We start from the raw sequence: 10,217 nt of genomic DNA on the forward strand, positions 1-10,217 counted from the left end.
GACGGTCCACCGGGATGTGCTTCATCCCGCGCATCAGCGGACCGGAGACCTTGTGCCGGAAGACCGACTCCTTCGCCATGAAGCGCACCAGCCGCTTCTGCGGAAGCGCCGCCAGGCCGTTGAAGACGAAGTCCAGATAGCTGATGTGATTGCTCACCAGCACCGCGCCGCCCGTGCGCGGGATGTTCTCCGAACCCCTGCAGTCGATCTTGAGGTCCCACACCTTGAACAGCGTGCGGGCGAAACCGATCACGGGACGGTAGACGAGTTCTGCCATGGGCGGGGACGGACCCTTCCTTCTCTGCTGGGAAGGAGGTACTCCCAGTCGAAGTTACGCAGCCGTAGGTTTACGGCTCGTCGCTGATGGTGCCCGAAGAACGCGCCGCGAACCAGCCCCAGTGCCCGTGCGCGGCGAGATTCTCGTCACGTCCACCCCCGGCCCACCTCGGTCTTTTGCGCGGCCGTTACCCGGCGCGGACCGTCAACCTCCGCACCAGCAGGTACATCTCGCAGCCCAGGCAGTAGCCGAACACCGCGTTCAGGAAGGCCGCCGCCAGCGCCGCCCCGGTCGCGGCGAGACCCAGCCAGTCCGGTCCGGCGGCGAAACCGATCAGCCCGACCACGGCGAAGACCAGCCCCACCGTCTGCGCGAACCGCGGCGGCTCGGGCGCCTCGAACTCCGTCGGCGGCCCGAGCCGCGGCCGTACCGCCTTCCGGAACAGCCACCCGTACGGCGACCGGCTCACCCCGCCCGCCGCGCCACAGGCGAACGCCAGCGCCTGCCAGGCGAGCAGCCAGACGCTCCCGGTGACCAGCACGACCGCCAGCACCACGGCCGTCACCGCCGCCCCGAACCGGGGTCCCCTCACATCGATGTCCATGAAGCAAGCATTCCGCAGAAGGGGCGCCGCACGAAGCCGGGAATCTTTGCGGTCCCATGAACGCTGCAAGCTGGTGATGACCGGACTGGTGGTGTGTGTTCTGGTGCTCGCGGCGGCGAGCGCCTACGGAGTGCTGCAACGGCGGCGGAGCGGGAGAGTACGGGTGCGCGGGCGGGACGAGGGCAAGCGGCTCGCTGCGGACGAGCTGGGCACGGGACTCGGCGAACGCGCCACGCTCGTGCAGTTCTCCAGTGCCTTCTGCGCGCCCTGCCGGGCCACCCGCCGGGTCCTCGCGGACGTGGCGGGACTCGTCCCCGGCGTCGCCCATGTGGAGATCGACGCCGAGGCCCATCTGGACCTCGTGCGCCGGCTGGACATCCTCAAGACCCCCACCGTGCTGGTCCTCGACGCCGACGGCCGCATCGTGCGGCGCGCCACGGGACAGCCCCGCAAGGCCGATGTCATCGCCGCCCTCGGGGAGGCCGTGTGACGCCCGGCACGCCCGCCGTGAGTCATCTCCCACCTCACGGGACCGACTTGACGGCGCCTTACGACTATCGTCAGCCTGACGGCATGTCCTCGGAACTCCTTCACCCGGCGCGGGTACCCGGCCCGCCACGTCGTCCCCCGCGGAAGGACAGTTCCATGACGGCCCCGTCCGGCCTCGGCACCGCCCGGCCCGCCTCGCCCGATCTGCTGCGCTCGGTCTTCCGCAGGCACGCGGCGGGTGTGGCCGTGATCACGGCGCGCGGTGCCTCGGGACCGGTCGGCTTCACCGCCACCTCCCTCGCCTCCGTCTCCGCCGACCCCCCGATGCTGTCCTTCGGCATCGGCACCGCGAGCTCCAGCTGGCCCGCGATAGCCACGGGCGACCACGTCGGCGTCCATGTCCTCGCCGAGGACCAGGAGGACCTGGCGGCCACCTTCGCCCGCAGCGGCGCCGACCGCTTCGGTACGGACACGGCCTGGTCGGAGGGGCCCGAGGGGGTTCCGCTGCTCGACGGCGTGCTGGCCTGGACGGTGTGCAAGGTGGTGGCGCGCGTACCGGCCGCCGACCACCGCATCGTGATCGCCGAGGTGCTGCTCGGCGACTCCGGCGGCCAGGGCCGCCCGCTGCTGTACCACCAGGGGCGCTTCAACGGCCTGCGGGACTGAGCCGCGGCCTCTCCTGCTGCGTGCGCGTCCAGTTCCGGTTACGCTGCGTTGCAAAGGTCACAGTTCAAAGCGCTTGCTTAGCGGGAACGGACTGGGTGTACTGGCGCGTAACGAACTGGGTGTACTGGCGAGTAACCTTATGTGCGGAGCGCGGGTCGCCCCGACCGGGATCACCCCCTTCAGGTGCCTATGCTGCCTGCAGGCAGGCAGCCAGAAATGACGATGCAGTAGGAGAGCCGGCGTGAGCTTGAGGATCGTTGTCACTGTGAAGTACGTGCCCGACGCCACTGGCGACCGGCACTTCGCCGATGACCTGACCGTCGACCGTGACGACGTGGACGGTCTGCTCTCCGAACTGGACGAGTACGCGGTCGAGCAGGCGCTGCAGATCTCGGAGAACTCCGACGACGACGTGGAGGTCACCGTCCTGACGGTGGGTCCCGAGGACGCCAAGGACGCGCTGCGCAAGGCGCTGTCCATGGGCGCCGACAAGGCCATCCACGTGGAGGACGACGACCTGCACGGCACGGACGCCATCGGCACCTCCCTGGTCCTGGCCAAGGCCATCGAGAAGGCCGGCTACGACCTGGTGATCTCCGGCATGGCCTCCACCGACGGCACCATGGGTGTCGTCCCGGCGCTGCTCGCCGAGCGCCTGGGCGTACCGCAGGTGACCCTGCTGTCCGAGGTGTCGGTAGAGGACGGCACGGTCAAGGGCCGCCGCGACGGCGACGCCGCCTCCGAGCAGCTCGAGGCGTCCCTGCCGGCCGTGGTGTCGGTGACCGACCAGTCGGGCGAGGCCCGCTACCCGTCGTTCAAGGGCATCATGGCGGCCAAGAAGAAGCCGGTGCAGTCCTGGGACCTGTCCGACCTGGACATCGACGAGGGCGAGGTCGGCCTGGAGAACGCGTACACGGTCGTCGAGTCGGCCGCGGAGCGTCCCGCCCGTACCGCGGGCACGATCGTCAAGGACGAGGGCGAGGGCGGCAAGCAGCTCGCCGAGTTCCTCGCGGGCCAGAAGTTCATCTGAGCCCCACTTCGCTGACCGTCCCTCATCTTCGCTACGCAGGAGTGCAATTCCCATGGCTGAAGTTCTCGTCTACGTCGACCACGTGGACGGTGCCGTCCGCAAGCCCACCCTGGAGCTGCTGACCCTCGCCCGCCGCATCGGCGAGCCCGTCGCCGTCGCCCTGGGCAACGGCGCCGCCGACACCGCGGCCACGCTCGCCGAGCACGGCGCGGTCAAGGTCCTCACCCACGAGGCGTCCGAGTACGCCGACTACCTGGTCGTGCCGAAGGTCGACGCCCTGCAGGCCGCCGTCGAGGCCGTCTCCCCGGCCGCCGTCCTGGTCCCGTCCTCCGCCGAGGGCAAGGAGATCGCCGCCCGGCTGGCGCTGCGCATCGGCTCCGGCATCATCACCGACGCCGTCGACCTGGAGGCCGGCGACGAGGGCCCGGTGGCCACCCAGTCGGTGTTCGCCGCGTCCTACACCACCAAGTCCCGTGTCTCCAAGGGCACCCCGGTCATCACGGTCAAGCCGAACAGCGCCGCCGTCGAGGCCGCCCCGGCCGCCGGTGCGGTCGAGGCCCTGAGCGTCACGTTCTCCGACAAGGCGACCGGCACCAAGGTCACCGGCCGTACGCCGCGTGAGTCGACCGGCCGCCCGGAGCTGACCGAGGCCGCGATCGTGGTCTCCGGCGGCCGCGGTGTGAACGGCGCGGAGAACTTCGCGATCATCGAGGCGCTCGCCGACTCCCTCGGCGCGGCCGTCGGTGCCTCGCGTGCCGCTGTCGACGCCGGCTGGTACCCGCACACCAACCAGGTCGGCCAGACCGGCAAGTCCGTCTCGCCGCAGCTCTACGTCGCCGCCGGTATCTCGGGCGCCATCCAGCACCGCGCCGGTATGCAGACCTCGAAGACCATCGTGGCCATCAACAAGGACCCCGAGGCCCCGATCTTCGACCTGGTCGACTACGGCGTCGTCGGCGACCTCTTCGACGTCGTCCCGCAGCTCACCGAGGAAGTCAAGACCCGCAAGGGCTGATCCTCCCGCGGCCCCAGCAGGCCCCCGTGACCGAGCCGGTCACGGGGGCCTCGCTCATCCCAGGGTCAGCGTGGCCTGCACGGGCAGATGATCGCTGGGGTACTGGCCGTCCACCGCGAAGGTGTTGATCGCCGCCCGGTGCACGGTGACACCGGGCGTGGCCAGGATCCAGTCGATGCGGTCGCCGTCCGGCACCAGCGGCTTGTAGCCGTGGAACGTCCCGAACAGCTCGCTCCGCTCGGCCGCCGCGTCCCAGGTGTCGACGAGACCGGCGGCCAGCATCGTGTCGTACACCGGGTTCTCGTGGGCGGCCACGTTGAAGTCGCCCGTCACCACCACCGGCAGCGAGCGGTCCAGGCCCGCGATGCGCTCGGCGGTGAGGGAGGCGGCCCGCGCGCGTGCGTACTGACTCGCGTTGTCCAGATGGGTGTTGAGCAGATAGAACTCCCGGCCGCCGGTGGCGAGATCACGGAAGCGGACCCAGGTGACCATGCGGATCGAGGCGTTGCCCCAGGTGTTCGAGGCGATCACGTACGGGGTGTCGGAGAGCCAGAAGTGGTCGTACTCCAGCGGCGCGAGCCGGCGGGTGTCGTAGAGGATCGCCATGAACTCGTCCCGGCTGCCGCCCGCCCGTCCGGTGCCGATCCAGTCGTAGGCGGGGCCCAGGTCCGCCTCGATGTCCCGCAGCTGCTGGTAGAGGCCCTCCTGGGTGCCGATGAGATGCGGGCGCTCCCGGCGCAGCAGCTGCCGCATGACGGGTCTGCGCGCGGCCCAGCTGTTGGGTTCGGCCGTGCTCGCGAAGCGCAGGTTGAACGACATCACCTCCAGGGAGCGGGCCAGGCGCTCCTCGGCCGCGGCGGGCGCGGAGGACAGTGCTGTACTGGAGAGCGGAAGGGCGACGGAGGCGGCCAGTGCGGTCTTCAGTCCCAGGCGGCGCGTGACTCGGCGGTGGTGTGGCACGAAAGGCCCTGCCTTTCTGCTCGCGTCGGTTGTGGCCGTTCGCTTCCGGTCCGAAACGGTGCCACAGGGACGTGAACATGCCGAGAGGGCGGAGTGGATCGAGGGGTAAGACGGTGTTGACCGGCGGCAAGGCGGCGGATAACTTCGTTCTACGGATTGTTGATTCCGTATAGCGGAAATCAGGAGGGTGTGGAATGGGTCAGGGCCAGCAGGAGCGGGTGGCGACAAGCCTCGCGGGTGCCGTCAGCGAGGAGATCAGCGCCTCCCTCGCGCCGGTCGACGCCGAGCTGGAGCGCCGCTACCCCGGAGACCCCGGCACCCGCCAGCCCGTCCACACCGTCTACGTCCCGGGCGACGACTTCGCCCCCGGCACCCTCCGCGCCTGGGGCGACCGGGCCCTCGCCGCGCTCGACGAACACGCCCCCGACGCGGCCTCCTTCGCCGCCGCCCTCGGACTCGACGAGTCGCTGGCCGACGACGTCTACGGCCGGGTCCGCGCCAAGCTCGAACGCGAGCCGATCGAAGACCTGCGCGTCGATTTCGAGGACGGCTACGGCAATCGCCCCGACGCCGAGGAGGACGAGACCGCCGCGCGCGCCGCCCGGCTGATCGCCGAGGCCTACGACGGCGGCACCGCCGCCCCGTACATGGGCATCCGCATGAAGTGCATGGAGGCCGCCGTACGCGACCGGGGCATCCGCACCCTCGACATCTTCCTCACCGGCCTGATCGAGGCGGGCGGCCTGCCCGACGGGCTGGTCCTGACGCTGCCCAAGGTCACCTACGCCGAGCAGGTCACCGCCATGGCGCGGCTCCTCGACGCCTTCGAGAAGGCGCACGGCCTCGAGCCCGGCCGGATCGGCTTCGAGATCCAGATCGAGACCAGCCAGTCCATCCTCGCCGCCGACGGCACCGCCACCGTCGCCCGCATGATCCAGGCCGCCGAGGGCCGCGCCACCGGGCTGCACTACGGCACCTTCGACTACAGCGCCTGCCTCGGCGTCTCCGCCGCCCACCAGGCCGGCGACCACCCCGCCGCCGACCACGCCAAGGCCGTCATGCAGGTCGCCGCCGCCGGTACGGGCGTGCGCGTGTCGGACGGCTCCACCAATGTCCTGCCGGTCGGCCCGACCGAGAAGGTCCATGCCGCCTGGCGGCTGCACTACGGCCTCACCCGCCGCGCCCTCGCCCGCGCCTACTACCAGGGCTGGGACATGCACCCCGGCCACCTGCCCACCCGGTACGCGGCCGTCTTCGCCTTCTACCGGGAGGGCTTCGAGCAGGCAGCAGGGCGACTCGCCCGGTACGCCAACCGCGCCGGCGGCGACGTCATGGACGAGCCCGCCACCGCCAAGGCCCTGAGCGGCTATCTGCTGCGCGGCCTGGACTGCGGCGCCCTGGACGTCGCCGAGGTCGCCCGCCTGTCCGGACTGACCCGCGCCGACCTCGAGAGCTTCGCGGCACCTCGGCGCGGCGACCTGACCGCCTCGGCGCAGTAGCCGCCCGCCGCACCCTCCCCAGCTTGCTCCTCCTATCGAATCTCGATAGGTTTCCATCGTGGCTCGATGGGAGGAGTGGCGATGGGGAAGCTGACGGTGCTCGCGTTGCGTGCCGTGATCGGGGCGCTGCTGGCCGGCTCCGTGTTCGTGCAGGCGGTGATGGTGCCGCTGCTCGCCGAGGACCTGGAGGGCGTGGACGCGGATGTGGCCCACCTGGTCACGCCGGTCCTGGTGATCGTCGTCCTGGGTGTGGTCGCGGCCCAGACCGTCCTCGTCTGCGTCTGGCGGCTCGTCACCATGGTGCGCCGCGGCACCGTGTTCTCCGAGGCGGCCTTCCGGTACGTGCACATCGTGATCGGCGCCTTCGTCGCCGCGGCCCTGCTGGTGTTCGCGCTCGGGGTGGTCCTGGCGCCCGGTGAGACGGTGGCTCCCGGCGTCGTCCTGCTCGTGGGCGGTGTCGGGCTGGCCGTGCTCGGGATCGCGCTGGTCGTGCTCGTCCTGCGCATGCTGCTCGCGCAGGCCGTCGCCCGCGAGGCCGAGGCGACCCGGATGCAGGCCGAACTCGCCGAGGTGATCTGATGCCGATCGTCGTCGACATCGACGTGATGCTCGCCCGGCGCAAGATGTCCGTGGGCGAACTCGCCGAGCGCGTCGGAATCACCCCCGCCAACCTGGCGGTACTGAAGAACGGCCGCGCCAAGGCCGTCCGCTTCACCACCCTCGCCGCGCTGTGCGAGGTGCTCGACTGCCAGCCGGGAGACCTGCTGCGCTGGGAGCCCGGCCCCGAGTCCGACGCCCGGCCACGGGTGGCGGCGGAGGGAGCCCGGTAGCGGCTCTGTCACAGCCGACACCGCCGAACCCCGCGCTCACTTCAGCCCCTTAGGCTGTACCGCACGCACGGTCAGTGGTGCCACAGGAACGGGGCAGAGCGGTGTCATCGGGGGAGCACGGACAGGCGGACGGGGCGGGGCGGCTGCTGGCCGGCCGCTACCGGATCACGCGGCAACTGGGACGCGGCGGCATGGGGGTCGTCTGGCAGGCGGTCGACGAGGTCCTCGGCCGTGAGGTGGCGCTGAAGGAACTGCGCACCTACACCGACGCCGCCGAGCCCGAACTGGCCGACCTCCGGCTGCGGATGCAGCGCGAGGCACGTGCGGCGGCCCGGGTGCGCCACCCCGGCGTCATCGCCGTGCACGACATCGCCGAGGTGGACGGCCGCCCGCTGATCGTGATGGAGCTGGTCGACGGACCGTCCCTGGACGACGTGCTCCGCGACCGCGGCACCCTCGAACCCCGTGAGGCGGCCGGCATCGGTGCCAAGGTGATGGACGCGCTGGCCGCCGCCCACCGCGCCGGGGTGCTGCACCGCGACGTGAAGCCCGGCAACATCCTGCTCGACCGCTCGGGCCGGGTCGTCCTCACCGACTTCGGCATCGCCACCATGGACGACCCCGGCGACGGCTCGGCCACCCACCTCACCCGCAGCGGCGAGATCGTCGGCTCCCTCGACTACCTGGCGCCCGAGCGGGCCCAGGGCGCCGACCCGGGCCCCGCCTCCGACGTCTGGGCCCTGGGCGCCACCCTCTACGCGGCAGTCGAGGGCGCCTCGCCCTTCCGCCGCACGTCGACGTTCTCCACCCTCACGGCGATCGTCGGTGAGCCGCTCCCGGAACCCCGCCGCGCCGGACCACTCGCGCCCGTCCTCCAACTGCTGATGGACAAGCGGCCGGCGTCCCGTCCGGAGGCCGAGGAGGCCCGCGCCCTGCTGGAGACGGTCGCGAACGCCACCGGCACGGACGACCTCTCGACGACGTCCCTGCGCCAGGCTCCGCCCGCGGCACCCCGCACGGAGACCGAACGCAGCGTCCCCGCGGTCCCGCCCGGCTTCGGCCCGCCACAACAGCCACCCGCGGGCCCGGCTCACGGCCAAGCTCCGGGGTACGGACAAGGCCAGGGGCAGGGGCAGGGCCCGGGGTACGGGCAAGGCCCGGGCAGCGGCCACGGCAACCTCGGCGCCCAGCACGCCGCCGGTGCTGTCTCCGCGCACCCCTCCGCCGGCGCCGTGCCCGCGCACCACCCCGCCGATTCCGTCTCCGCGCCCACCGGGCCCATGGACACCGGCTCCCGCTCCCGCCGCAAGAGCCGCGTGCTGCTCGCCGCGCTCGCAGTCACCGTCGTCCTCGCCGCCGCCGGGACCACGGTCGCCCTGCTCGGCTCCCCGGACGAGACACGGGCGAGCGAGCAGGCCACCGACGCCCGCCCCGGAACCCGGCCCTCCACTGCGTCGTCCGTGAGCCCCGACGCCGGCCGCTCCGAGAGCCCGGAGGCGACCGGGGACGGCGACGACGAGAGCGGGGCACCGTCGGCGAAGCCCGACGAGAAGGACAAGACCACCGCCCCCACCGACCGCCCCACCGCCGCCGCTCCGAAGGACAAGCCCGCCGGCGGCACGACGGGAGGCGGCGGTGGCGCAGGAGACGGCGGGGGAGCCACCACTCAGGCCCCCGTCTGCCACCCCATCGGCGGCGGCAAGTACAACTGCCAGGTCTGGCGCACCGCCACGTCCTACACCGCCTCCGGCACCGAGGCCGGCATCCTCAACGCGGGCACCAACTACTTCTACTGCCAGCAGAATCTGGGCCGCCGCGAGACCCACGGCGAGTGGACCAACGTCTGGTGGGCGAAGACCGACGACGACAGCGGCAACACCGGCGTCTGGGTCAGCGACGTCTACATCAAGGGCGGCGACAACGACGCACCGGTGCCCGGGCTGCCGTACTGCTGACCGTCCAGATACCGCTCCAGCCCCGACGCCGTCACCCGCTTCTCCTCGGCGAACAAGGCGTGCCCCGCGCACACAGGTCCAGATCGGCACGGGCCCGCGCGCAGAACTGCTCGGCCGTCACGCCGAACAGCTCCCGCAACCGCGGGGACCCCACCAGCAGTTCCGTGAGCAGCGCCCGCTGACCGGGATGGGTGCGGGGCACGCCGGTGCCGTCGTGCAGCACGCCATGGCGGTTGACGTACACGTACGCGCCGGGCAGCACGGTGCCGTCGGCGACCTCGATCCGCACATCGGGGAAGGGCAGCCAGGCCCGCCGGTAGTTGCCGTACGGCAGCGGCACGCCCTCGCTCGCGTCGATCACCGCCAGCTGCCCGGCGTCCAGCCACAGCACGAACAGCTCCCGTACGACACCCGGGGCGGCCGTCACCGGGGACGCCGAGACGTATCCCATGCGGCTCACATGGGCCGAGACGCCCACGTCCACGCCGGTGACGCGGGACCGCACCATCGGGACCGGCGAGGTGATGCCGGACCCGGCCATCTTGTGGCGCAGCTGCCCCGGGCAGGCATTGGAGCCGATCGCCAGCACCGGCACCCGGTCCTCGTGGACCAGCCGGTCCAGCGGCAGCAGCAGGTCCCCGTCCAGCAGCCCCGAGTCCTCGGGCCACGCGCCCGGATACAGCAGCGGATGCTCCCGCGGCGCCTCGGCCAGCCCTGGGGGGTGTCCGCAAAGTCCCGCCTGCCCCGCGACGCCCGGCACGCACTCTCGCCGCACCGGGCGAACACCCGAGTACAACCAGTACGCGGGTGTCCGCCCGGCACGCCGAGAGCACGCACCGGACGCCGCAGGGCCCGCCCTTCGGGCGGACGACGGGACTTTGCGGACACCCCC

11 protein-coding genes and 1 pseudogene are annotated in these 10,217 nt (G+C 72.0%); 8 read left to right on the top strand and 4 right to left on the bottom strand.

What is annotated here, in order from left to right; genetic code table 11:
- The coding region (locus tag N4P33_RS27465; RefSeq protein ID WP_260829489.1) for a 1-acyl-sn-glycerol-3-phosphate acyltransferase at positions 1-277 on the bottom strand (277 nt) is incomplete at its 3' end.
- A gap of 187 nt (positions 278-464) precedes the next feature.
- On the bottom strand, positions 465-881 hold the full coding sequence (locus N4P33_RS27470) for a DUF4395 domain-containing protein (protein ID WP_260829490.1): 417 nt from the start codon (positions 879-881) through the stop codon (positions 465-467).
- Between the two features lie 76 nt (positions 882-957).
- Here N4P33_RS27470 and N4P33_RS27475 point away from each other — a divergent pair, with 76 nt between their 5' ends.
- The 4 genes from N4P33_RS27475 to N4P33_RS27490 all read left to right on the top strand — a co-directional run bounded on the left by N4P33_RS27475 (position 958) and on the right by N4P33_RS27490 (position 4,081).
- Positions 958-1,371 carry a thioredoxin family protein gene (locus tag N4P33_RS27475; protein ID WP_260829501.1) on the top strand — a complete coding sequence of 138 codons (414 nt, stop codon included), beginning with the start codon at positions 958-960 and terminating at the stop codon, positions 1,369-1,371.
- A gap of 155 nt (positions 1,372-1,526) precedes the next feature.
- Positions 1,527-2,036, top strand: a complete 510-nt coding sequence (locus tag N4P33_RS27480; protein WP_260829492.1) for a flavin reductase family protein — start codon at positions 1,527-1,529, stop codon at positions 2,034-2,036.
- A gap of 241 nt (positions 2,037-2,277) precedes the next feature.
- Positions 2,278-3,066 carry an electron transfer flavoprotein subunit beta/FixA family protein gene (locus N4P33_RS27485; protein WP_260829493.1) on the top strand — a complete coding sequence of 263 codons (789 nt, stop codon included), beginning with the start codon at positions 2,278-2,280 and terminating at the stop codon, positions 3,064-3,066.
- Between the two features lie 52 nt (positions 3,067-3,118).
- Positions 3,119-4,081, top strand: coding sequence for an electron transfer flavoprotein subunit alpha/FixB family protein (locus N4P33_RS27490; protein ID WP_260829495.1), 963 nt, complete (start codon positions 3,119-3,121; stop codon positions 4,079-4,081).
- A 54-nt stretch (positions 4,082-4,135) separates the two neighbouring features.
- Here N4P33_RS27490 and N4P33_RS27495 read toward each other — a convergent pair whose 3' ends face one another.
- Positions 4,136-5,041: an endonuclease/exonuclease/phosphatase family protein gene (locus tag N4P33_RS27495; RefSeq protein ID WP_260829496.1), complete on the bottom strand. Its 906-nt coding sequence runs from the start codon at positions 5,039-5,041 to the stop codon at positions 4,136-4,138.
- Between the two features lie 194 nt (positions 5,042-5,235).
- Here N4P33_RS27495 and N4P33_RS27500 point away from each other — a divergent pair, with 194 nt between their 5' ends.
- The 4 genes from N4P33_RS27500 (at position 5,236) to N4P33_RS27515 (ending at position 9,325) form a co-directional block, all read left to right on the top strand.
- Positions 5,236-6,540 carry an HpcH/HpaI aldolase/citrate lyase family protein gene (locus N4P33_RS27500; protein ID WP_260829497.1) on the top strand — a complete coding sequence of 435 codons (1,305 nt, stop codon included), beginning with the start codon at positions 5,236-5,238 and terminating at the stop codon, positions 6,538-6,540.
- Positions 6,541-6,621: 81 nt separating this feature from the next.
- Positions 6,622-7,119: a DUF2975 domain-containing protein gene (locus N4P33_RS27505; RefSeq protein ID WP_260829498.1), complete on the top strand. Its 498-nt coding sequence runs from the start codon at positions 6,622-6,624 to the stop codon at positions 7,117-7,119.
- The gene (locus tag N4P33_RS27510) at positions 7,119-7,370 is read left to right on the top strand and encodes a helix-turn-helix transcriptional regulator (RefSeq protein ID WP_260829499.1); all 252 of its coding nucleotides are present in this window, start codon (positions 7,119-7,121) and stop codon (positions 7,368-7,370) included. Before N4P33_RS27505 ends, N4P33_RS27510 begins: the two co-directional genes overlap by 1 nt.
- 101 nt (positions 7,371-7,471) lie before the next feature.
- On the top strand, positions 7,472-9,325 hold the full coding sequence (locus tag N4P33_RS27515) for a serine/threonine-protein kinase (RefSeq protein WP_260829500.1): 1,854 nt from the start codon (positions 7,472-7,474) through the stop codon (positions 9,323-9,325).
- On the opposite strand, the pseudogene N4P33_RS27520 reads toward N4P33_RS27515, so the two are convergent.
- Positions 9,271-10,010: pseudogene (locus tag N4P33_RS27520) on the bottom strand (hypothetical protein). The gene N4P33_RS27515 and the pseudogene N4P33_RS27520 overlap by 55 nt on opposite strands.
- Between the last annotated feature and the right edge of the window lie 207 nt (positions 10,011-10,217).

Source organism: Streptomyces sp. 15-116A (genome assembly GCF_025290915.1).
Classification (GTDB): Bacteria; Actinomycetota; Actinomycetes; order Streptomycetales; family Streptomycetaceae; genus Streptomyces.